This window comes from Kribbella sp. NPDC050281, assembly GCF_040655855.1.
Taxonomy (GTDB): domain Bacteria; phylum Actinomycetota; class Actinomycetes; order Propionibacteriales; family Kribbellaceae; genus Kribbella.
In genome coordinates this window covers 1-21,941 of the sequence record NZ_JBFAKS010000066.1, presented here as the reverse complement: position 1 = coordinate 21,941, position 21,941 = coordinate 1, and the positions used below count along the sequence as shown (strand labels likewise).

Sequence of the window (21,941 nt, the reverse complement as noted above, 5' to 3'; positions counted from 1 at the left end):
TCAGACCGGCCTGGCGGAGGCGGTCAACCGCCAGGCCAGCTCACCGCTCGCGGGGACGACGGCAGCGTCGTCCGGCCCGGCCTCGGCCAGGTCGAAGACGCGACCCAGCATCGGCTCCACCCCCAGACTCCGGTACGGCGCTTCGTCGGGGAAGCCGGCGAGGTTGCGCCACAACGCGGTCGAGACCGGTTGCCCGGGGCAACTCAATGTCCAGGTGAGCTCGGCGCCGCGGTCCCTGACGCTCACGGTCGGGCAGTCGACAAGGATGGCCCCGACAGCCGTCGCGTCGGATGGCCCGTAGGCGCCGAGGTCGATCCCGCCTGGCCGCGGCCAGGTCGCGGTGATCCACGGCGCGTTGGCCGGCCAGGGGGTTGGCAGCAGGCCGGCTGCTTCTGGGTACAGGCGACAGTCGGAGCCGGGCGGCGCTGAGATGGTGGCGCCGACAGCGCAGTCGAGAAGTGCGTGAGCCGCCCAGATGAAGCGGAAGCCAGGTGGGGCTTGCAACCTGTAGTCGACGGCAACAGTGTCCGCGTCACCCGTGAACGTCCGAGTCAGAGTGGTGCCGGCGTAGGTGACGGAGGTTTCCCAGGGCTGGTTCCACAGGCCGCCGTGGTCAGGGTCTCCACGGACGGTGGGGAAGCACTCGTCCAGCCCGCCGGCGTCGGTGAAGGTCTGGTGTCCTGTCCGGGGACCGGTCAGGAGGCCGGGGCCGGACCAGAGCCACTCGCGCCCGGCGAGCCGGAGCGAGGTCCAGCGGCCGCCGTCGGTGCCGTCGATCGCCACCGAACCGACGGAGTCGGTGTGCTCGCTCACCATTCGGCGAAGGAGCCGTCTGGGTGGGTCCAGACGGGGTTACGCCAGGCGTGGCCGGTCTGGTCAGCGGCGCGGACGGCGGCTTCGTCGACCGTGATTCCCAAGCCAGGCAAGGGATTCCACTCCGCATGACCGTTGACCCACGTGAACGGAGTCGGGTCCGTGACGTACGAGGTGAGGTCGCTCGCAACGTTGTAATGGATGCCCCGGCTCTGCTCCTGGATCAGGAAGTTCGGAGTCGCGAACGACACCTGCAGACTCGCCGCAAGCGAGATCGGCCCGAGCGGACAATGCGGCGCCAACAGGGCGCCATGCGCGTCGGCCAGCACCGCGATCCGGCGCAGTTCGGAGATCCCACCCGCGTGGGAGACGTCCGGCTGCACGACCGCGATCCCAGCGTTCAACGGTGCGACGAATTCGGACCGGTGATACAGCCGCTCGCCCAACGCCACCGGGACCGTCGAACTGCCGACGACCTCCGCCAGATGCACCATGTGCTCCGGCAGCACCGGCTCCTCGACGAACATCGGCTGCAGTCCCTCGACCGCGTGCAGAATCCGCCGGGCTCCGGCCACCCCGACCCGGCCGTGCAGGTCGATCGCGACATCGCGCGAGTCGCCCAGGGCCTCCCGGGCAGCGGTCAGTCGAGTGACAATGCCGTTGATCTCGGCAACCGACGGCGACGGCTGGATCTGTCCACTGCCGTTCATCTTCACCGCGGTCATGCCGGCCGCGACCTGCTCGCCGATCTGATCGGCGATCGCGGACGGCTCATCGCCACCGACCCAGGCGTACACCCGGACCCGATCGCGCACCCGTCCACCGAGCAGTGATGCGACCGGAGCGCCGTACACCTTGCCGGCGATGTCCCACAGTGCGTGGTCGATGCCGGCAACCGCGCTGCTCAGCACCGGACCGCCGCGGTAGAAGCCGCCCTTGGTCAGCACCTGCCAATGCCGCTCGATCTGCAGCGGGTCCTGGCCGATCAGGTACTCCGACAGGGTCTCGATCGCGGTCCGGACGACCTCGGCGCGTCCCTCGACCACGGGTTCGCCCCAGCCGACCACGCCGTCACTCGTCTCGATCCGGCAGAACAGCCAGCGCGGGGGGACCAGGAACGTCTCGATCCTCTCGATCTTCACGCGCGCCGCCCACGCGGCTTCGACCCACGCGGGGAGGATCCGCGGACCTCGGTGAGGTCCTCGGCCGCCTTCGCCAGCAGTTCGCGCATCGCCTGCTCGGCGGCGACCGGGTCGTGCGCCCGGACGGCGTCGACCACGCGGCGGTGGCTCGGCAACGGATCGTCCGACGGTTTCACCTTGTGCACCAACCGGTCGCGGTCAGCCAGGCCGGTCTCCATGATCACTTCCATCTTGGTCAGCAGTTCGTTCCCCGTCGCCGCCAGCAGCGCCCGGTGGAACGCGAGGTCGGCGATCGCCGCGGCGAGGTCGTCGGTCGCCGACGCCATCTCCTCGAGCGCGGCGTCCAGGGCGGTCAGGTGTGAGTCGTCGGCCCGCAGCGCGGCCAGCCGGGCGGCGGCCGGTTCCACGATGCCGCGAACCTCGTGCAGTTCCTCCAGCAGTTCGGGCCGTACGTCGTCGTCGAAGTGCCAGCGGATCATGTCCGCGTCGAGCAGGTTCCAGTCCGACCGCGGCCGGACGAACGTGCCTCGCTTCTGTCGCGCGTCGACGAGGCCCTTCGCGGTCAGCACCTTCAGCGCCTCGCGGACCGCGGTCAGGCTGACACCGAGGTCGGCCTGCAGGTCCGTCACGTTGATGGTCGAGCCCTCCGGGATCTGCCCGGACAGGATGCGCTGCGCCATCACCTCGACGATCTGGCCGTGCAGTCCCCGCGTCACGCCGCGCTGAATCCCCGTCACACCGTTCTCCCTCACGCCGAGTCCTTCACCGCGGACCAGCCGCCGTCGACCACCAGCGTGGTGGCGGTCACGTACGACGCCTCCGACGACAGCAGGAACGCGACTGCCTGAGCCACTTCGTCCGGTTGGCCGAGCCGGCCGACCGCCGTCGCCTTCGCGCTGCGTTCGCGGCTCTCGGCGTCGACACGGTCCCACATCGCGGTCTCGACCGGGCCCGGAAGCACGGTGTTCACCCGGATCGAACCGCCGTACTCGACCGCGAGTTGCCGTCCGAGTGCGACCAGGGCACCCTTCGTCGCCGCGTACGCGGGATGGCCGGGGAGGCCGGCGAGTGCGTGCACCGAAGACATCAGTACGACGGATCCGCGGCCGGCCGCGAGGTCGTCGTACAAGGTTTGGAAGCCGAGGAACGCTGCGGTCAGGTTCACATCGAGCTGTCGTTGCCAGGACGGCGGCGACAGTTCGTGGGCCGGCTTCACGTCGACGAAGACGGCGTTGCTGACGAGGCCGTCGATCGGACCGAGCTCGTCGCGGCCGCGGGACCGGGCCTCGGCCCACGTGTCCGGCGACGAGACATCACCGAGTACGGCGATCGCCTGGCCGGGCGACTCCTTGCACGGTTGTACGTCGACCTGGACCACGGACGCGCCCTCGGCGAGGAAGCGCTCCACGCAGGCCGCACCGATCCCGGACGCGGCACCGGTCACCACGATCACCCGCCCACCCAGCCGCACGTGCGCCTCCTCCACAGCCCAGCTCCACCCAAGCATGCCGGGCAGAGCTTTCCAACGATGAACGAGGCACCAGTTGACCGTGACGTCGATGCCAGGTCAACCGATTTGCTCGTAATTTACGAATTAATATTGACACCTGCGACGGCCCGCCGCAAGATCGTCCGCAACACACCACTCACTCGACTGGCGCGCTGGTCGAGCAGATCTCAGGAGTTTGGGTATGACGGGTCTGGCAGCAGATCGACGGACTTTCCTCAAGGGACTCGGACTGCTCGGGGCAGCTGCCCTGGTGCCCGGGTGCGCGACCTCGACGAACAGTCCGGGCAGCGGCAGCGCGGCCACTGGTGAGCTTTCGCTGCAGTCGAACCTCTCCAGCGAGCAGGCCAAGGCCGCGATGGAGAAGCTCGTTGCGGCGTACAACAAGACCGGCGGGTCGCAGGTCAAGCTGAACACGGTAGCGGCGGAGATCTTCCGGACCCAGTTGCCGACGTACCTGACGTCGGCCAACCCGCCGGATGTCTACACCTGGTACGCCGGGTCGGTCGCGGACTCGTACGCGAAGAAGGACCTGCTGCTCGACGTGTCGAGCGTGTGGGACAGCATGACGAACTACCCGAAGTCGATGCAGACGCTGTCCACCAGCAGTGCCGGGCAGAAGATCTTCGTGCCGACCAGCTACTACTGGTGGGGCATGTTCTACCGCAAGTCGAACTTCGCCAAGTGGGGCGTCACGCCGCCGAAGACCTGGTCCGAGTTCATCGCGGTCTGCAAGACGATCCAGAGCAAGGGCATCCCGCCGATCGGCATCGGCCTCGGCGACACCCCGTGGGTCGCGTCGGCCTGGTTCGACTACCTGAACATCCGGATCAACGGCGCGCCGTTCCACCGCCAGTTGCTGGCCGGCCAGGGCGACTTCACCGACCCGAAGGTGAAGGCGGTCTTCACCAAGTGGCGCGAGGTGCTGCCGTACTTCGACCCCAAGGGCAAGTCCTTCCCGTTCCAGGAGGCGACGTCGGCACTGCTGGCCGGCAAGACCGGGATGTTCCTGATCGGCACCTTCTTCGCGGACTCCGCGCCGAAGGACGCGCTGGACGACATCGACTTCTTCCAGTTCCCGATCATCGATCCCGCCGTACCGGTGGCCGAAGAGGCGCCGACGGACGGGTACTTCGCCTCGAAGAAGGCGAAGGATCCCGAGGGCGTGAAGAAGCTCATGACCTGGCTCGCGACCGCGGAGGCGCAGGAGATCTACGTGCAGAGCTCGTCCGGTACGGCGATCCCCGCGAACCCGGACGGCAAGTCCGCGGACACGCCGCTGGTGAAGAAGGGCAAGGCGATGATCGAGGGCGCGGCGGAGCTGACCCAGTTCTTCAACCGCGACTCCAGTGACGCACTCCAGCCGACGGCCGACGCCGCCCTGACCAAGTTCCTGGACAAGCCGGACCAGATCGACCAGATCCTCAAGACCTGGCAGACCGCCGCCGAGAAGGTCTTCACAGCGTGACTTCCACCCTGGCAGAGACGGCTCCCGGCCGGTCCGCACCACGGGCCGGCGGGGGCGCGTCCCGCCGTACCAAGCGCTCTGGCCCGCGCCGGGTGTCGCCGTTGATCCTCGCGTTCGTGCTGGTGCCGTTCGCGATCGAGGCGGTGTGGGTGTTCTGGCCCGCGCTGCAAGGGTTCTGGTTGGCGCTGACGAACTGGGACGGGTTGTCGGCGCCGTCGTTCGTCGGGTTCGGCAACTTCAGCGACATGGTGTCGGACCCGATCTTCCGAACCGCGCTGAAGAACACTGCGATCTGGCTGGTGCTGTTCGGTGGGTTCAGCGTGATCGGTGGCTTCGGGATGGCGTTGCTGCTGCAGCGCGAACGCCGTGGCGTCGGCATCTACCGGGCCGCGCTGTTCACCCCGGTGGTGTTCTCGCTGGTCGTCACCGCACTGATCTGGCGGGTCTTCTACCAACCCGATGGCCTGGTCGACACCGTCTTCCGGACTGTTGGCCTGGGCAACTTCGTCCGGCCGTGGCTGGCTGACCCGGATACCGCCCTGTACGCCGTCATCGTCCCGGCACTGTGGCGGCAGATCGGGTACGTGATGGTCCTGTACCTGGCCGGCCTGAAGGCCGTCGACCCCGCGCTGTACGAGGCGGCAAAGGTGGACGGTGCCTCGGCCTGGCAGCGGACCCGATTCGTGACGATCCCACAGCTCAAGGGTGTGAACTCGGTGGTGCTGTCGGTCATCGTGATCGACTCGCTCAGATCGTTCGACATCGTCTGGTCGATGACGAAGGGCGGCCCGTACCACTCGTCCGAGCTGCTCAGCACCTACATGTACTCGACCGCCTTCCAGTCCACCCAACTCGGCTACGCCTCCGCCCTGGCCGTGGTGATCTTCCTACTCGCCCTCGCCGTCATCCTCGGCTACCTGATCCGTGCCTTCCGGGAGGAAGCATGAACCGCCTGAAGACGTCGGGCTACCACGTGGCGATGGGGCTTGTTTCCATTCTGTGGGTCGCACCGATCCTCTGGGTGATTGTGATCTCGTTCCGCAGCTTCGACGACGTCGCCGCGAACGGGCTGGGGTCGCTGCCGCATTCGTTCACGTTCTCGACGTACAAGTCGGCGTGGGAGGACGCGGACGAGTTCCGGGCCTTGATCAACAGCCTGCTGGTGACGATCCCGGCGGTGCTCCTGAGTCTGGGGTTGGCGTCGATCGCGGCGTACGGGCTGGCGCGGTACAACATCCCGTTCCGGCGGACGATCCTATTGCTCATGCTGATGGGTAACCTGCTGCCGCCGCAGATCCTGCTGATCCCGATCTCGCGGTTCGTCGAACTGATCGGGTACTACGACACGCTGATCGCGCTGATCGCCGTTCATGTCGGGTTCGGGCTCGGGTTCTACACGTTCGTGCTGCACGGGTTCATGCGGGATCTGCCGCGGGAGATCCAGGAGGCGGCGACGATCGACGGTGCCGGGCCGGGCAAGATCTACGCGAGTGTGATCCTGCCGCTGACGCGTCCTGCGCTTGCCGCACTTGGTGCTCTGTCTTTCACCTGGATCTTCAACGATCTGCTGTGGTCGATCACTGTGATCCGGTCCGGCGAGAAGATGCCGGTCACACCGGCGCTGCTCGGTCTCCAAGGCTTGTTCGTCTCGTCCTGGAATGTGATCGCCGCCGGCACCGTGATCGCCGCGGTCCCCACGGTGGCGGTCTTCCTCCGGTTCCAGAAGCACTTCGTCGGCGGGCTTGCCATCGGAGCCGTCAAGTGAAGACGTGGACGTTGCGCGGCGCAACCACGTCGTACGTCGTCGGTGTCCCCGACCACAACCAGTGGGCCCAGTTGATTGCCTGGGGCCCCCACGCGGTCACCGAAGGCCCATCTGTCGTAGCCCCGGTAGGCACCGAGCACTTCCTTCCACGAGCCGACATAGAACCTCTGGAGTACGCCGTCCGCGGCGTCCGCTACGCATCCCCGGTGGATCTGGTGATCTCCGGCCCGGACGGTTCCGACGAACTCCGCCTGGTCTTCTCGGGTGCAACGACTGGCGACCACCCCGCGGCGGGGGAGCAGTTGGAGCTCACATTCCGCGATGAGCTGCGAGCGGTGTGCGTTGTGCTGCACTACCGAGTGGTCGCGGACGCGGTGGAGCGGTGGGCTGCCGTGCACAACGACGGCAACGACGAACTGCGGTTGCATCGGCACGACTCGGCAGGTTTCACCGTGCCCACGACCGGTGGCGCGACGGTGAGGTACTTGTGGGGCGAGTGGAACAGCGAGTTCCAGCAGGCCGAGGTCGCGCTCGACCGCGGCCGGTTCACGATCGGCAGTGCGCAGGGGATCACCGGGCATTCCTACTCACCGTTCCTGTCCGTCGAGGACGGAGGTACGGCGTACGGCGTCCAGCTCGCGTGGAGTGGGTCGTGGGAGATGAGCGCCGACGTCGACACCACCGGGCAGGTGCGGATCCAGGCCGGACGAGTGTCACAGAGCCTCGGGATCACACTGGGGCCGGGGGAGACGTGGGTTTCGCCGAAGGCCGTCGGGGCGTGTAGTGCGGAAGGTGCCGACGGACTCGCTCGCGTTTTCCATGCGTACGAGCGGTCGTTGTCGCGGAAGCGCACGCCGAAGGTGCTGTACAACTCCTGGTTCGCGACCGAGTTCGACATCCGCGCCGACCACCAGCTCGAGCTCGCCCGACGCGCCAAGGGCATCGGCGTCGAGACGTTCGTGGTCGACGACGGCTGGTTCATCGGACGTTCCGACGACACCGGCGGCCTCGGCGACTGGGAGGTCGACCCGGCCAAGTTCCCGAACGGCCTCGACGGATTCATCGCCGGCCTGAACGACATCGGCCTCGACTTCGGTCTGTGGGTCGAGCCCGAATCGGTCAGCCCGAGGTCCGAGCTCGCCGCGAAACACCCCGAATGGATCCTCCGCACTCCCGGCCGCGACCCGGTCCTGATCCGCAACCAGCTCCTCCTCGATCTGAGTCGCGACGACGTCGCCGGCTTCATCTGGGCCACGCTCGACCGCCTGCTGTCGACGTACCAGATCAAGTATCTGAAGTGGGACGCCAACCGCCCTCGGCTCGACTCCGGCGACCAGCGGCGAGACCTCGACGGTCGTGTCGTCACCAACCTCTACGCGATCCTCGACCGCCTTCGCGTCGAGCACCCCGAGGTGTACGTCGAGGGATGCGCCGGCGGCGGCGCGCGCGTCGACCTCGGGATGGCCGCGCGTGTCGACACGCTCTGGCCGAGTGACAACACGGCCCCGCTGGATCGGCTCAGGATCCAGCAAGGCTTCCGCACCGGTTTCGCTCCGCACCTGATGAGCTCGTGGGTGACCGATGCCGTCGGCACCCATGACGGACGCGAACGATCCCTCGATTTCCGGTTCCATGTCGCCATGGCCGGCGTACTCGGGATCGGCGCCGACCTGTCGCGGTGGAACGGCGAGCAACTGGCCACTGCGGCGCAGTACATCGAGCAATACCAGGGCATCCGCGAGCTGGTCGCCGACAGCAAGGTCTACGGACTGTCCGCCGGCGTGCAGTACGTCGGCGCCACCCGGTCCGTGGTGTTTCTGTGGGAGACCGGCGACGGCAACGTGCGAGGCACCTTGCCGACCCGGCCGCGGCGAGTGCCGCTGGCCGGCCTCGATCCCGCGAAGAACTACCGGGTGGGCGACGAGGTTCACCCGGGCAGCTATCTGCTGCAGGTCGGCGTCCGGTGGGACGGCTCGACCGACTCGAACTGCCTGGTCGTCGAAGCCCTCGACTGACCGTTCCGCTCAACGGCAGCAAAGGACAACAGATGAAGCGACTACTTGGTGGGGTGATCGCTGCGGCCCTGGTGGCCGGAGCGTTCGCGATCACCACGACAACCCAGGCTGTGGCGGCTCAGGCCACAGCTCAGGCCGCGGCTCCGGTGCTCAGCCCGACGCCGTACATGGGCTGGAACACCTACTACGGACTCGGTGGTGACTTCACCGAGGACACGATCAAGTCGGTCGCCGACTCGCTGGTGAGTCGTGGGCTGGCCAAGGCCGGCTACGACATCGTCTGGCTGGACGGTGGCTGGCAGGCCGACCAGTCGCGCAGCGACGCCGGCGACCTGGTCCCGAACCCGGCCAAGTTCCCGAACGGACTGAAGCCGCTCGTCGACTACATCCACAGCAAGGGCCTGAAGGCCGGCATCTACACCGACGCCGGGCCGTACATTCCGGGCAAGTGTGGGCTCGGTAGCGGCGGCTACTACCAGCGCGACGCGGACCAGTTCGCCGCGTGGGGCTTCGACGCGGTCAAGGTCGACTACCTGTGCGGCATCGCGGCGAACCTGGACCCGAAGACGGTCTTCACCGAGTTCGCCCAGGCGTTGCGCAACAACGCCAGCCACCGGCCGATGATCTTCAACCTCTGCAACCCGGTCACCTCACCGGACTGGGGCAACTATCCCGAGTCGCAGCAGTCGATCTTCTCCTGGTCGTACGCACCAGGGATCGCCCAGTCGTGGCGGACGTACACCGACGTCGGCTTCCAGGGCGACATCAAGTTCAAGGACGTACTGCGCAACTACGACGCGAACGCGCGGCACCCTGAGGTGGTCAAGCCGGGTGCGTTCAGCGACCCCGACTACCTCGCGCCCGAGCTCGGAATGACTGACGAGGAGTTCCGCTCCCAGCTCACGTTGTGGGCCGTGGCCGCGGCGCCGCTCGTGGTCGGCAGCGACATCCGCAAGCTGAGCGCGACGACGATCTCGATGCTGACCGATCCCGACGTACTCGCGATCAACCAGGACCGGGCAGCGGTTCAGGCGGTCCGGGTCGGTGCCGCGGGAACGACGGAGACGTGGGTCAAGCGACTCGCTGACGGCGGCCGCGCCGTGGTCCTGCTCAACCGCGGCGACAGTGCGAAGACGATCACGACGACGGCCTCGGCGGTCGGTCTGCAGGGTGCGCGGTTCACGCTGAAGAACGCGTGGACCAACAAGGTCACCGAGAGCGCAGGCACGATCAGCGCGGCGGTTCCGGCGCACGGTACGGCGCTCTTCCGGGTCGAGCCGGCTCGTGGTGTGCCGGGGATCCCGCATGTGACCGCCGGCATTCCGCAGGTGACGAACGTCGGCACCGACGTGCAGCCCGACGGAGTCGCTCCGGTTGTTGCCGGTGGCGACGAACTGACGGTGCAGGTTGCCGTCCGCAACGACGGTCTGCTCCCGGTGCTCAAGCCGGCGGTGACGGTTGCCGGTGGCACCGGGTGGACCGTCAAGTCGTTGACCAAGGCTCCGGACCTCCTTGCCGGTGGACAGCAGGCGACGTACCGCTTCACCGTGAAACTGCCCGCCGGTGCCGCCCCCGGATCCGCGAGCCTCACCGCGTCGACGTCGTACGACACGATCGGGTACGGCGTACAGCGGCAGTCGACTGTGTCGCCGGTGGTGGTGGCTCCGGCTCCGCCGACGGGCACCGTGCCGCTCTCGCATCACGAGTGGATCAGCGCGACCAGCGGCTGGATGTCGCCGACCGTCGACGAGAGCGTCGGTGGCGGATCGCCGATCAGCCTGGTCAGTACGACGTACCCGACGGGTATCGGCGTGGCGACGCCGTCCACGGTTCGCTACTACCTGGGCAAGGCGTGCTCCCATCTGACCGCGACGGTCGGCATCGATGACGCGGTCCGCAACGTCGGGCCGGAAGGCGGCACCGCGACCTTCCAGGTCATCGGCGACGGCAAGGTGCTGTACGACAGCGGCGTTGTGGACCGGGACCACCCGAAGCCGGTCGACGTCGACCTGACCGGAGTCCGCGTCCTCGACCTCTTCGTCGGCGACGCCGGCGACGGCGGCTACAACGACCGTGCCGACTGGGCCGCTCCCACCGCAACCTGCTGAGGCTCGTCCATCGAGTCGTGGATCGTTGCTCGGGAATCGTCCAGACGACTGCGCAAATCCACGACTCGATGGGCTATGGACGGGCGAGGTGGTGGCCGGAGGCTTCGCGGGACCACCGGCCACCACGTTGGTATTGGATCAGATCTTCTGGGTGGCGGGCAGGGGGTCCTGGCGCGGGCGGGTGGATTCCTTCGAGATTCGGAGACTCGCCGTTTGATGGTGACATCCTGTTCATGGTGAGGCAGTCTCCTTCTGTCGGGAAGTGCTCGTTTCGACCTTTGAGGAGACAATTGTGCGCAGAGTACGCCGCCCACGCGCCCTCGCCGCCGGACTCGCGGTCCTGCTGACCGCCGGCCTCGCCCCACCGGCCGCCCAGGCCGTTACCACATCGGTACCGGTGCAACTGGTCTCGATCACCGATTTCCACGGCTACCTGCGGCCTCCGTCGCCGGCCGACGGCGGGACCATCGCCGGCCCCGGCGGGACCACCCAGGTCGTCGGCGGAGCGGCGTACCTGGCCACGCATCTGAAGAGCATCCAGGCCGGTCACCCGAACTCGATCTTCTTCGCTGACGGGGACAACTTCTCCGGCTGGCCGTTCGAGGTGGACGCGCACGCGGACGAGCCGACGATCGAGGTGCTGAACGCGCTCGGCGTCGAGTTCTCCAGCGTCGGCAACCACGAACTCGACATCTCGAAGAGCTTCCTGGTCGACCACATGACCAAGGGCAAGTGCTTCGGCGAGGTCGGTGTCGACAGTTGCTTCACCGACTCCACCGGCCGCCGGTTCCGCGGGGCGGACTTCGAGTTCCAGTCGGCCAACATCGTCGACGCCAAGGGCCGTACGATCGTCGCGCCGTACACGATCCGCTGGGTGCGTGACCACGGCCGCAGCTACCCGATCGGCTTCATCGGGATGACGGTCCCGGACACTCCCGTCGGCTCCACGTCGTACCAGCCGGAGCTGACCGCACTCGACCCGGTCGAGTCGGCGAACCGTGCCGCGGCGGAGCTGACCCGCCAGGGCGTGAAGGCGATCGTGCTCAACATGCACGACGGCGGTACCGACGCGTCCGCGACGTACGACGACTGCGTGAATCCGACCGGTCCGGCGGTCGAACTCGCGCGCACGGTAACGCCGCAGATCGACGCGATCGTCACCGGTCACTGGCACGCCGCGTTCAACTGCAGCATCCCCGACCCGGACGGCAACCCGCGCCCGGTCGTCGAGGCCGCGAACCACGGCCGGCTGATCAACGAGATCAACCTCCAGCTGGACGGCCGCACCGGTGAGGTACTCCGCGACAAGACCACGTCGGCCAACCACGCCGTCACCCGCGACGTCACGCCCGACCCGAAGATCCAGAAGATCGTCGACTACTGGGCCGCCGCCGGTGATCGCAAGTACGCCGAACCGGTCGCGACCATCACCGGCGACTTCACCCGCACCGCGAACTCCGCCGGCGAGAGCACCCTGGCCGATCTGGCCGCCGACGTCCACCTGTGGACCGCCCGGCAGAACGGCGAGGCCGACCTCGGCATCATCGCCGCCAAACCCGCCATCGGCAGTACGGCGTTGCGCGCCGACCTCCTGGTTGCGAACAGCAACAAGCCGGGCGATGCCGACGGCCGGGTGATGCTCGGTGAGTCCTGGGACGCGTACGGGTACGGCAACCCGGTCCTGACCGTGAGCCTCACCGGTGCGCAGCTGGACGCCGTACTCGAGCAGCAGTGGCAGACGCAGACCGACGGCACGGTGAAGTTCGCGCCGCTCGCGGTGTCGGGCAACGTCAGCTACTCGTTCGACGTGAGCCGGCCGGTCGGTGACCGTGCCGATCCCGCCGACGTGAAGATCGACGGCGCCGCACTCGACCCGGCCAAGACCTACCGGGTGGCCGCCCTCGCCTACACCGTGATCGGCGCCGACGGGTACGCGGCGTTCAAGAGCTACACCGACCCGGTCCGCAACAACACCGACCACGAAACCTTCGCCGCCTACCTCAAGGCCCACACGACCTTGACCCCGGCGCCACTGACACGCATGACCCAGAAGAACTAGTCGGCCCGACGACGCCTGCGGTTTCCGGTGCCATAGTCGGTATGTGGTGCTCACGTTCGATGGGGATCTGGAGTTCGACCCGGCGTTGTTCGAGATTCGCCGGGCCGGAGTGCCTGTGCCACTGGAGCCGCAAGCGTTCGATGTTCTCTCCTATCTCGTCTCGCACCGTGACCGGGTGGTTGCGAAAGAGGAGTTGATGGACAGGGTCTGGGGCGGCCGCTTCGTCACCGAGGCGGCCGTCACCAGCCGGATCAAGCAGGTGCGGCGCGCGCTCGGCGACGACGGTCACAGTCAGCGGATGATCCGGACCCTGCACGGCCGGGGCTACCGTTTCGTCGCGCCGGCCGGGACGCCGACCGAGCCGCGGCCGATCGAGCCGGTCCGCTACACCGTCAGCGATGGTCTCCACATCGCGTATCAGGTGACCGGCGGCGGTGACCTCGACATCGTGCTGATCTCCGGGTTCGTGTCCCATCTCGAGTTGGACTGGGCCGATCCACGGCACGCTCACTTCCTCCACCGGCTGGGGACCTTCGGCCGGCTGATCCGGTTCGACAAGCGCGGTACCGGGATGTCGGACCGCCCGTCCGACCTGCCCGACCTGGAGACTCGGATGCACGACGTCCTCGCTGTGATGGATGCGGTCGGTTCCGAGCGAGCGGTGTTGATCGGGTACTCCGAAGGCGGGCCGATGGCGATCCTGTGCGCCGCCACTCACCCGGAGCGGGTCGTGGGCCTGGTCCTGTACGGCGCCTACGCCAAGCGGATCTCGACAACGGACTATCCGTGGGCGCAGACCAAGCAAGAGTGGAGCGACTACACCGATCAGCTGGTGAACAGGTGGGACTGGGAGGCGGACATGCGCATGCGCTGCCCGTCGGCCGACGTACCGATGCAGCAATGGTGGGCGCAGCGCATGCGAGCGTCCGCGACACCGTCCACCGTGCGGGCGCTGCTGGACATGAACTCGCTCGTGGATGTGCGTGACGCGTTGCCTGCGGTCCGGGTACCGACGCTGGTGCTCCATCGATTCGGCGACGCGCTCGTCCATGTCGGCGGCTCGCGGTATATCGCCGACCGCATTCCCGGCGCGCGGCTGGAACTGCTCGACGGCGCCGACCACTTCGTCTCCGGGAACCCGGACCAGATCCTCGACCCGATCGAGCGGTTCCTGCGGGAGCTTCCCGATCCGGCGGGGCACGCGCCGGCGTTGGCGGCGGTGATCGCGCCGGCTGGATCGGGTGCCGATGACCTGGCCGCGAGCCTGGCGGGCGCGGGCGGCCGTCGGTGCGCGGGTCCGGGCGGCCGGGCGGTGGTGCTGTTCGACGGTCCCGCCACCGCGGTGCGTGCCGGACTCGCCAACCTGCAGGACGGCGGCAAGCTCGGTGTCGCGATCGCAGAAGTACCGCGGGACGAGACCGAGCTCGACGCGTACGGCGTACAGGTCGCCATCGAACTAGCCGACCAGGCACCTCCGGGATCGGTGTGGCTGACTCCCGGGGTGCGTGATCTGCTCGCTGGTTCGGGGATCGCGACCGAGCCGGTCGAGGACGGGATGTACCGCGCGGCCCGATGCAACTAGTGTCTTCCGACTCGGGACACTAGGCAGTGGCGACGTCGATCGACACCGGGACGCCGTGCGTGATCACGTCGTACACCGCCGAGCGGTTCTTCGACTGCTCGACCAGTGCCCGCAGCTTCTCGGCCTCGGCGTCGCCCTTGACATGGAAGACGATGCGGATCGCCTCGTAGCCGTTGCGTACCTCGGGGTCGAGTCCGAGGATGCCGAGCAGGTTGATGTCGCCCTCGACTGTCGAGGTGACCTCCTCGAGGTCGATGCCCCGGGCCGCGGCGATGTTCGCCAGGCCGGACGTGAGGCAGGCGGCCAGTGCGTGCAGCAGGTGCTCGGCCGGTGTGGGGCCGTTGTCGTTGCCGACCAGCACCGGCGGGTGGTCCGCGTCGAACGTGAAGTCCGCGGGCCGGGTGTTCTCCTGCCCGGCGCCGTAGAACGCGTTGATCGTGCCGCGGTTGTGCGTGCCGCTGATCCACCGATTGGTGGCGCGGAACTGGAAGCGGGCGATCTCGGGCTGTGCCTTGACGGCGTCGAGCGTCGCGAACAAGGTGGCGGTGTCGACACCGTTGCGGCGGTTGTCGGTCGTGGCTGCGGTCATGATGCTGTTCCTTTCATGCGGCCAGATGCGCTGTGAATCCGGGAAACGAGGCGAGCTCGTCGGCCTCGCGTTCGAGCGCCTCACTGAGTTGGAGTTGCAGCTCGACGAAGCGGTCCGGTGGTGGGAAGGCGGTCAGGGCGCGGGTCAGATCGAACACCTCACGCAGCATGGCGTCCCGCGTCCGCTGGTACGACGTCATCGCGGCCCGTTCGAGCGTGGGGTCGTCGAGGCTGCGGTCGATCGCGATCGCCAGCAGCTCCGCGTCACGGAACGCATCGGTGATGCCGTGCCCGGTGATCGGATCCCGGTGGTACCCGGCGTCGCCGACGAGCGCCCACCCCGGGCCGTGGGACTGGCGAAGGTAGTTCGGGAGATTCGCGATTCCACGCAGCCGTGCGGTGACACGTCCGGCGCGGACTCGGTGGCCGAGGTCGGGCACCAGCAGTTCGAGCTGCTGGACGAACGCGGCGGTCCGTGTGGAGCCCGCCGTACGGATCGGTTCGAGCAGCGGAGTCGGCCGGATCAGCCAGACGCACGCCGCGCCGTCATGCGTCGGGAACACGCCGGCGAACGTGTCCGGCGCGATGTGGAACTCGTACGTGTCCGATCTGAGGCCGGTCACGTAGGTGTAGAAGACCGCGCACGGCGACGTGGACTGCTCGTAGGTCTCGGCGCCGAAGTACCCGGCCATCCGAGAGCCACGGCCGTCCGCGCCGACGACCACGCGGGCCGGCAGCTCGACGCGGTCGCCGTCCGCGGATCGGCCGACGATGCCGGCGACCCGGCCGTCGTCCGATCTCAGCAGGCCGGTCGCGGTCACCTCGGTCCGGAGCTCTGCACCCGCTTCCATCGCTGCGTCGACCAGCAGACCGTCGAGGATCCGGCGACGTGGCGCGACCAGGACGTCGACGCCGGCGCGCTCTTTGATCCGCCTTACCTTCGGCTCCCCGTTGATGCCGAAGAGAACGTGCGTGATCGCCGGCGCACCGCCGGCCAGAACGCGATCGAGAAGCCCCCACCGGGCGAGCTGGACAACGCCGCCGCGAATGAGTCCGTGCGTCGACAACGTGTCACTCGGCAGCCGCGTCTTGTCGACCATGAGGACGTCGTGCCCCATTCCGGCCACCAACCGAGCAGTCGCCGCCCCCGCACACCGAGCCCCAACCACCACAACGTCGTACATCTCGCGCCCCCATCTCCGATGAGACGACTCTGCGCGGGGTACGCCGCCGGAAACTTGGAGACCAGGTGGAGGATCCGATCGTCACGAATCCTCCACAATTGCCCGGGCCGCGGTACGGCGCGCGTCAGCGGGAGCGGTGCCGCTCCGCGAGGTCCTTCAGGTAGAGGGCGCTGGCTTTGGGGATGCGGGACTGGGTCTGGTAGTCGACCCGGACGATGCCGAAGCGTTTGGCGTAACCGTAGGCCCATTCGAAGTTGTCCATCAGGGACCAGGCCAGGTACCCGCGGATGTCGGCGCCCTGGTTGATCGCGGCAGCGACAGCGGCCAGGTGGGACGTGAAGTACGCCGTCCGGTCCGCGTCGGCGACGAAGCCGGTCGAGTCGGGTATGTCGTCGAAGGCCGAGCCGTTCTCGGTGACGACCATCGGCAGACCCGGGTAGTCGCGGCTGATGCCGACCAGCAGATCAGTGAAGCCCTCGGGCACGATCTCCCAGTCCATCGCCGTGCGCGGTTTGTTCAACGGAAGCGTCCGGCTGACCGGCAGGCCGCTGGAGTCGACGGTGCTGCCGTCCTCGGCGTACCCGGTGAACTTCTGGCTGAAGTAGTAGTTCACCCCCAGTACGTCGATCGGCGCCGCGATGATCTCGAGGTCACCATCCTCGACCGGCAGCTCGACACCCTCAGCAGCCAGGTCAGCCACCACGTCCGCCGGGTAGTGACCGTGCACCAATGGATCGAGGTAGATCCGCCGGCCCATTCCGTCCGCCCGCCGGGCCGCGTCGACGTCTGGCTGGGCGTCCGAGGCCGGGTACGCCGTGGCAACGTTCAACGTGATGCCGATGTCGAGCTTGCGTGGTGACGCCTCACGCATCCGGCACGTGGCGAGGCCATGCGCGAGCAGCAAATGATGCACAGCAGCCAATGCGGCCGGGTATTCACGCCGCCCCGGCGCATGAGCGCCGTACGCGTAGCCCAGCATCGCCGAACACCACGGCTCGTTGAGCGTGGTCCAGGTGTTCACCCGGTCGCTCAAGGCCTCGAACACCAGCATTGCGTAGTCGGCGAACCGGTTCGCCGTGTCGCGCACCGGCCAGCCGCCCGCGTCTTCGAGCTCCTGCGGCAGATCCCAGTGGTACAAGGTCACCCACGGATCGATGCCCTGCGTCAGCAGCTCGTCGACGAGCCGGTCGTAGAACGCGAGCCCGGCCCGGTTCACCGGGCCCTTGCCGCGCGGCTGGACCCGCGGCCACGCCACCGAGAACCGATAGGTGTCCAGGCCGAGATCCTTGATCAGGGCAACGTCCGCCGGCATCCGGTGGTAATGGTCGCAGGCGATGTCACCGGTGTCGTCGTTGTCGATGGCACCGGGCACCCGGCAGTACGTGTCCCAGATCGACGGCGTCCGGCCGTCGACGTTCACCGCACCCTCGATCTGGTACGCCGACGTCGCGACACCCCACCGGAAGCCGGCCGGAAGTCCCGCGATGAGGTCGGCGTCCCCCGAGACAGAAGTTGTGCTCATTGTGGCCTTTCGGATGTCGGAGAGATCAGGCGACCGGCACGCGGCCGGGAAGCCAGCAGGCAACGGAACGGCTGGGATCGCTGCGCGACGACGGGACACCGAGGACCGGGATCTCCGCCGAGCAACGGTCGAACGCGTGCGGACAGCGCGGATGGAACGAACAGCCCGACGGCATCCCGCGCAGGTCGGGTGGTGAGCCCGGGATCCCGGCGAGTTCCCGGCGCGGACCGCGCAGCGCCGGGAAGGACTTCAGCAGTCCCTCGCTGTACGGGTGCAGGGAGTCGGTGTACAGGTCGGCGGAGCGGGCCTCCTCGACGATCCGGCCGCCGTACATGATCGCGATCCGGTCCGAGAACTCGACCAGCAGCGAGAGGTCGTGCGTGATGAACAGCACCGAGAACCCGAGCCGCTCGCGCAGTTCGACCAACTGGGCCAGGATCTGCCGCTGCATCACCACGTCGAGTGCGGTGGTCGGCTCGTCCATGATGACGATCTGCGGTTCGAGCACGAGCGCCATCCCGATCATCACCCGCTGCCGCATACCGCCGGACAGTTGATGCGGGTACGCGTCCATCCGGTCGGCGGAGATGCCGACCAGCTTCAGCATCTCGTGTGCCCGGCTGGTCCGCGCGGACGGCGACAGGCCGGGCTCGTGCGCCCTGATCACGTCGAGCATCTGGGTCGAGACCTTGTGCACCGGGTTGAGCGAATTCATCGCGCCCTGGAACACGATCGACGTCTCGGCCCAGCGGAAGGCCCGCAACTCCGGGTCGGTCAGCGCCATCACGTCGTACGCATCGCCGTTCGGCGGGTGGTAGACGACCGAGCCGCCGCTGATCACGCCGGGTGGTGGCAGCAGCCGCGTGACGCCGTACGCGAGGGTCGACTTGCCGCTCCCGCTCTCACCGGCCAGTCCGAGTACTTCGCCGCGGTGCAACGTCAGCGTGACGTCGCGAACCGCTTGGACCGCCTGGTCGCCGAGGCCGTAGTCGACGTGGAAGTTCTTGATCTCCAGCACCGGCTCCTTCATGCGGCCTCCTCCTTACGCCGTACGACGGGAGTCGCCGGGGCATCCTTGGCACCCAGGACCGGCGTGAAGCCGACCCGCATCCGGACCGAGTGACCGTCCTTGGTCTTCACCTTGGTGTGGCCGCTGCTGCGCAACCGCGGACTGACGAACTCGTCGATGCCGAAGTTGATCAGCGACAGCGCCGTACCGAGGATGGCGATCGCCAGTCCGGCCGGGACGAACCACCACCAGGCGCCCTGCGCCAGAGCCTGCTGGCTCTGCGCCCAGAACAGGATGGTGCCCCAGTTCCACTCGGAGATCGTCGAGATGCCGATGAACGCGAGCGTGATCTCCGACATGACCGCGAAGATCACCGTGCCGACGAAGCCGGAGGCGATGATCGCGGTCAGGTTCGGCATGATCTCGGCGGTAATGATCCGCCAGGTGCTCTCACCGGTCGCCCGGGCCGCCTCGACGTAGTCACGCCGACGCAGCGACAGGGTCTGCGCCCGCAGTACCCGGGCACCCCAGGCCCACGACGTCAAACCGATGACCAGGGCAACCATCAGGTCGCCCGCGGCGGGGATGGTCGAGGCGACGATGATGATCAGCGGCAGTGCGGGGATGACCAGGAACACGTTCGACAGCGCGGACAGGCTCTCGTCCGCGGCGCCGCCGAGGAAGCCGGCGCTGACACCGATCAGGATCGACAGCGCGGTCGCGACGATGCCGGCCAGCAGGCCGACGAACATCACGCCGCGGGTGCCGACCAGGACCTGACTGAAGATGTCCTGCCCGAGATGCGTCGTACCGAACCAATGCTTGCCGGACGGCGCCTGGATCAGGTCACTGCTGCGGGCGGACGGATCGTACGGCGCGATCCACGGTCCGATGATCGCGATCAGGCAGAAGAACCCGAGCACGAGCAGACCGGTCGCGGCCTTCGGATTGGCGACGAACCGCAGCCGGCGGCGCTTGGCCGGGGTGGCCGCGACCTCCGGGCCCCCAGGCGTGACCGCGGTGATGGTGGTGGCTGGTGCGGACACGGGTCAGCCTTCCTTCCGGGTGCGCGGGTCGAGGAGCAGGTAGGCGATGTCGGCCATCAGGTTCGCGACCAGCACCGACAGTGTGATCACCAGGAACACGCCTTGCATCAGCGGATAGTCCTTGGAACCGACGGCCTGGAACAGGTTGTAGCCGATGCCTGGGTAGGAGAAGACGATCTCGACCAGCAGCGTGCCACCGACGATGAAGCCGAGCGCCAGCGCGAAGCCGGACACGTTCGGCAGCAGAGCGTTGCGGGCCGCGTAGCTGACCATCACCCGGCGCTCGGGCAGGCCCTTGGCGTGCGCGACGGTGATGTAGTCCTCGGATGCGACCGTGACCATCATGTTGCGCATGCTGAGGATCCAGCCGCTGACCGACGAGATGAGGATGGTGAGGGCCGGCAGCAGGCTGTGCTGGATCGCGCTGCCGATGAATTCGCTGTTCCAGGACGGCACCAGGCCGGGCTCGTAACCGCCCGACGACGGGAAGATGCTGTCCGGTCCGGCCAGCAGCGTGATGGCCAGCAGGCCGAGCCAGAAGTATGGGATCGACGACAGGAACGTTGTCACTGGCAACAGTCCGTCCAGCCACGAGCCGCGCCGCCAGCCGGCCAGTACGCCGAGCGACGTACCGATCATGAAGCTGGCGAACGTCGTGATGCCGACCAGCGCGATCGTCCACGGCAGGCTCTGCCGCAGGATCTCCGAGACCGGCGTCGGGAAGAAGGTGAACGACAACCCGAGGTCGCCGTGGAAGATCTGGCCCCAGTAGTCGACGTACTGACTCCACAGGCTGGCGTTCTTGTCCAGGCCGAACAGCACGTAGAGCGACTGGATGGCGTCCGTGCTCAGCTGGCCCTGGTACTTGTTGATCAGCGAGGTGACCGGATCGCCCGGGATCAGCCGGGGGATGAAGAAGTTGATGGTGAGCGCGGCCCACGCGGTGAACAGGTAGAAGGCGATCCGCTGCAGCAGGTACTTCACTTCGCGACCCCTTCCTCGTAGAGCCAGCACGCCGCCCAATGCCCGTCGTTGGCAGGCAGTTCGAAGCGGGGCGGAAGATCGGTAGAGCACTTCGGCATCGCGTGCACGCAGCGCGGATGGAACCGGCAGCCGCTGGGCGGTGCGATCAGGCTCGGCGGCTCACCGCTGCCCTGGTCCTCCGGGGCGCGCGGATCGCCGACGCGGTCGAGGCGATCAGGGTCCGGCGCACTCTCGATCAGCAGCCGGGTGTACGGGTGGGCCGGGTTCTGGGTGACGGTTTCGGAGTCGCCGCCCTCGACCATGCGTCCGGCGTACATCACCAGGGTCTCGTCGGCGAAGTACCGGGCCGAGGCGATGTCGTGGGTGATGTAGAGGATGGCGAGGTTGAGCCGTTCCTTCAGGTCACGCAGGAGATTCAGTACGCCGAGCCGGATCGACACGTCGAGCATCGACACCGGCTCGTCCGCGAGCAGCGCCTCCGGGTCGGCACCGAGAGCACGGGCGATCGAGACGCGCTGGCGCTGACCGCCGGACAGCTCGTGCGGGAACTTGTCGAGATAGCGCTCCGGGGGAGTGAGCTGGACCCGGAGCAGCAGGTCGCGCAGGTTCTCCTCGAGCTCGGTCGCGTTGGTGCCGGCCCGGCCGTGGATCCGCAGCGCGCGGGTCAGGTGGTACCGCACCGTGTGCGTCGGATTCAGCGAGGCGAACGGGTCCTGGAAGATCATCTGGACCTGGCGGCAGTACGCGCGGAACTTGCGGCCGCCCTTCACCGTGACGGACTCACCGTGCAGTCGGATGTCACCCGACGTACGGCCGTACAGCTGGGCGAGCAGCCGGGCAACGGTCGACTTGCCCGAGCCGGACTCGCCGACGAGTGCGGTGACCCGTCCCCGGCGCAACGTGAGCCTGATGTCGTCCACGGCATGGACTGCCTGGCGATCCCGGGTGAGCAGGTCGCGGATCCTCCGCCGTACCGGGAAGTGCTTGGTGAGGCCCTCGGCCTCGAGGACCACCTCGGTGTCGGTCACCGTCATGGAATCGGGACTCCTCGGTTCATGGCACCGCGGCGCCAGGCGGTCAGGCCGGGCGCCCCGGGGCGCGCCGCCCAGGGCGGCCGCGGGGGGGAGGTTGAGGACGGTCTGCCTAGGG

18 protein-coding genes are annotated in these 21,941 nt (G+C 67.9%); 7 read left to right on the top strand and 11 right to left on the bottom strand.

Translation table 11 applies throughout. From position 1 onward, the window contains the following. From AB0I34_RS41840 to AB0I34_RS41825, 4 genes are read right to left on the bottom strand one after another with little or no spacing between them, the layout of a single operon-like run. Positions 1-816: a hypothetical protein gene (locus AB0I34_RS41840; RefSeq protein ID WP_360457490.1), complete on the bottom strand. Its 816-nt coding sequence runs from the start codon at positions 814-816 to the stop codon at positions 1-3. Continuing rightward, on the bottom strand, positions 810-1,955 hold the full coding sequence (dgoD, locus tag AB0I34_RS41835) for a galactonate dehydratase (protein ID WP_360457488.1): 1,146 nt from the start codon (positions 1,953-1,955) through the stop codon (positions 810-812). The genes AB0I34_RS41840 and dgoD overlap by 7 nt, the downstream gene beginning before the upstream one ends. Continuing rightward, positions 1,952-2,692, bottom strand: coding sequence for an FCD domain-containing protein (locus AB0I34_RS41830; RefSeq protein WP_360457485.1), 741 nt, complete (start codon positions 2,690-2,692; stop codon positions 1,952-1,954). The genes dgoD and AB0I34_RS41830 overlap by 4 nt, the downstream gene beginning before the upstream one ends. Positions 2,693-2,703: 11 nt before the next feature. Beyond that, entirely contained in the window at positions 2,704-3,441 is a 738-nt protein-coding gene (locus AB0I34_RS41825; protein WP_360457482.1) for an SDR family oxidoreductase, read from the bottom strand. 205 nt (positions 3,442-3,646) lie between these two features. Here AB0I34_RS41825 and AB0I34_RS41820 point away from each other — a divergent pair, with 205 nt between their 5' ends. The 7 genes from AB0I34_RS41820 (at position 3,647) to AB0I34_RS41790 (ending at position 14,459) form a co-directional block, all read left to right on the top strand. Next, complete coding sequence (locus tag AB0I34_RS41820) at positions 3,647-4,930, top strand: extracellular solute-binding protein (protein ID WP_360457479.1); 1,284 nt, start codon at positions 3,647-3,649, stop codon at positions 4,928-4,930. Continuing rightward, positions 4,927-5,877 carry a sugar ABC transporter permease gene (locus tag AB0I34_RS41815; RefSeq protein WP_360457476.1) on the top strand — a complete coding sequence of 317 codons (951 nt, stop codon included), beginning with the start codon at positions 4,927-4,929 and terminating at the stop codon, positions 5,875-5,877. Before AB0I34_RS41820 ends, AB0I34_RS41815 begins: the two co-directional genes overlap by 4 nt. Beyond that, on the top strand, positions 5,874-6,695 hold the full coding sequence (locus AB0I34_RS41810; RefSeq protein WP_360457473.1) for a carbohydrate ABC transporter permease: 822 nt from the start codon (positions 5,874-5,876) through the stop codon (positions 6,693-6,695). The genes AB0I34_RS41815 and AB0I34_RS41810 overlap by 4 nt, the downstream gene beginning before the upstream one ends. After that, complete coding sequence (locus AB0I34_RS41805) at positions 6,692-8,710, top strand: alpha-galactosidase (protein WP_360457470.1); 2,019 nt, start codon at positions 6,692-6,694, stop codon at positions 8,708-8,710. Before AB0I34_RS41810 ends, AB0I34_RS41805 begins: the two co-directional genes overlap by 4 nt. 32 nt (positions 8,711-8,742) lie before the next feature. Next, positions 8,743-10,818 carry an NPCBM/NEW2 domain-containing protein gene (locus AB0I34_RS41800; protein WP_360457467.1) on the top strand — a complete coding sequence of 692 codons (2,076 nt, stop codon included), beginning with the start codon at positions 8,743-8,745 and terminating at the stop codon, positions 10,816-10,818. 292 nt (positions 10,819-11,110) lie between these two features. Beyond that, a complete protein-coding gene (locus AB0I34_RS41795; RefSeq protein WP_360457464.1) occupies positions 11,111-12,877 on the top strand; it encodes a bifunctional UDP-sugar hydrolase/5'-nucleotidase in 1,767 nt (588 codons plus the stop codon). Positions 12,878-12,920: 43 nt separating this feature from the next. After that, complete coding sequence (locus tag AB0I34_RS41790; protein WP_360457461.1) at positions 12,921-14,459, top strand: alpha/beta fold hydrolase; 1,539 nt, start codon at positions 12,921-12,923, stop codon at positions 14,457-14,459. Positions 14,460-14,478: 19 nt separating this feature from the next. Here AB0I34_RS41790 and AB0I34_RS41785 read toward each other — a convergent pair whose 3' ends face one another. From AB0I34_RS41785 to AB0I34_RS41755, 7 genes are all read right to left on the bottom strand, one after another. Next, positions 14,479-15,048: an OsmC family protein gene (locus tag AB0I34_RS41785; protein WP_360457458.1), complete on the bottom strand. Its 570-nt coding sequence runs from the start codon at positions 15,046-15,048 to the stop codon at positions 14,479-14,481. A 13-nt stretch (positions 15,049-15,061) separates the two neighbouring features. Then, positions 15,062-16,231: an NAD(P)/FAD-dependent oxidoreductase gene (locus AB0I34_RS41780; protein WP_360457455.1), complete on the bottom strand. Its 1,170-nt coding sequence runs from the start codon at positions 16,229-16,231 to the stop codon at positions 15,062-15,064. A gap of 124 nt (positions 16,232-16,355) precedes the next feature. Further along, entirely contained in the window at positions 16,356-17,753 is a 1,398-nt protein-coding gene (locus tag AB0I34_RS41775; protein ID WP_360457452.1) for a GH1 family beta-glucosidase, read from the bottom strand. 25 nt (positions 17,754-17,778) lie between these two features. After that, positions 17,779-18,783, bottom strand: a complete 1,005-nt coding sequence (locus AB0I34_RS41770; protein ID WP_360457449.1) for an ABC transporter ATP-binding protein — start codon at positions 18,781-18,783, stop codon at positions 17,779-17,781. Continuing rightward, on the bottom strand, positions 18,780-19,808 hold the full coding sequence (locus AB0I34_RS41765) for an ABC transporter permease (RefSeq protein ID WP_360457446.1): 1,029 nt from the start codon (positions 19,806-19,808) through the stop codon (positions 18,780-18,782). The genes AB0I34_RS41770 and AB0I34_RS41765 overlap by 4 nt, the downstream gene beginning before the upstream one ends. Positions 19,809-19,811: 3 nt before the next feature. Next, the gene (locus AB0I34_RS41760) at positions 19,812-20,792 is read right to left on the bottom strand and encodes an ABC transporter permease (protein WP_360457443.1); all 981 of its coding nucleotides are present in this window, start codon (positions 20,790-20,792) and stop codon (positions 19,812-19,814) included. Next, positions 20,789-21,826, bottom strand: coding sequence for an ABC transporter ATP-binding protein (locus tag AB0I34_RS41755; protein WP_360457440.1), 1,038 nt, complete (start codon positions 21,824-21,826; stop codon positions 20,789-20,791). Before AB0I34_RS41755 ends, AB0I34_RS41760 begins: the two co-directional genes overlap by 4 nt. Positions 21,827-21,941 lie beyond the last annotated feature (115 nt).

What these genes read in the sequence shown, in the direction of transcription:
- AB0I34_RS41810 (WP_360457473.1), top strand. Translation starts at nt 5,874, where the DNA reads ATGAACCGCCTGAAGACGTCGGGCTACCACGTGGCGATGGGGCTTGTT.
- AB0I34_RS41755 (WP_360457440.1), bottom strand. Translation starts at nt 21,826, where the DNA reads ATGACGGTGACCGACACCGAGGTGGTCCTCGAGGCCGAGGGCCTCACC.
- AB0I34_RS41775 (WP_360457452.1), bottom strand. Translation starts at nt 17,753, where the DNA reads ATGAGCACAACTTCTGTCTCGGGGGACGCCGACCTCATCGCGGGACTT.
- AB0I34_RS41800 (WP_360457467.1), top strand. Translation starts at nt 8,743, where the DNA reads ATGAAGCGACTACTTGGTGGGGTGATCGCTGCGGCCCTGGTGGCCGGA.
- AB0I34_RS41840 (WP_360457490.1), bottom strand. Translation starts at nt 816, where the DNA reads ATGGTGAGCGAGCACACCGACTCCGTCGGTTCGGTGGCGATCGACGGC.
- AB0I34_RS41820 (WP_360457479.1), top strand. Translation starts at nt 3,647, where the DNA reads ATGACGGGTCTGGCAGCAGATCGACGGACTTTCCTCAAGGGACTCGGA.
- AB0I34_RS41770 (WP_360457449.1), bottom strand. Translation starts at nt 18,783, where the DNA reads ATGAAGGAGCCGGTGCTGGAGATCAAGAACTTCCACGTCGACTACGGC.
- AB0I34_RS41780 (WP_360457455.1), bottom strand. Translation starts at nt 16,231, where the DNA reads ATGTACGACGTTGTGGTGGTTGGGGCTCGGTGTGCGGGGGCGGCGACT.
- AB0I34_RS41785 (WP_360457458.1), bottom strand. Translation starts at nt 15,048, where the DNA reads ATGACCGCAGCCACGACCGACAACCGCCGCAACGGTGTCGACACCGCC.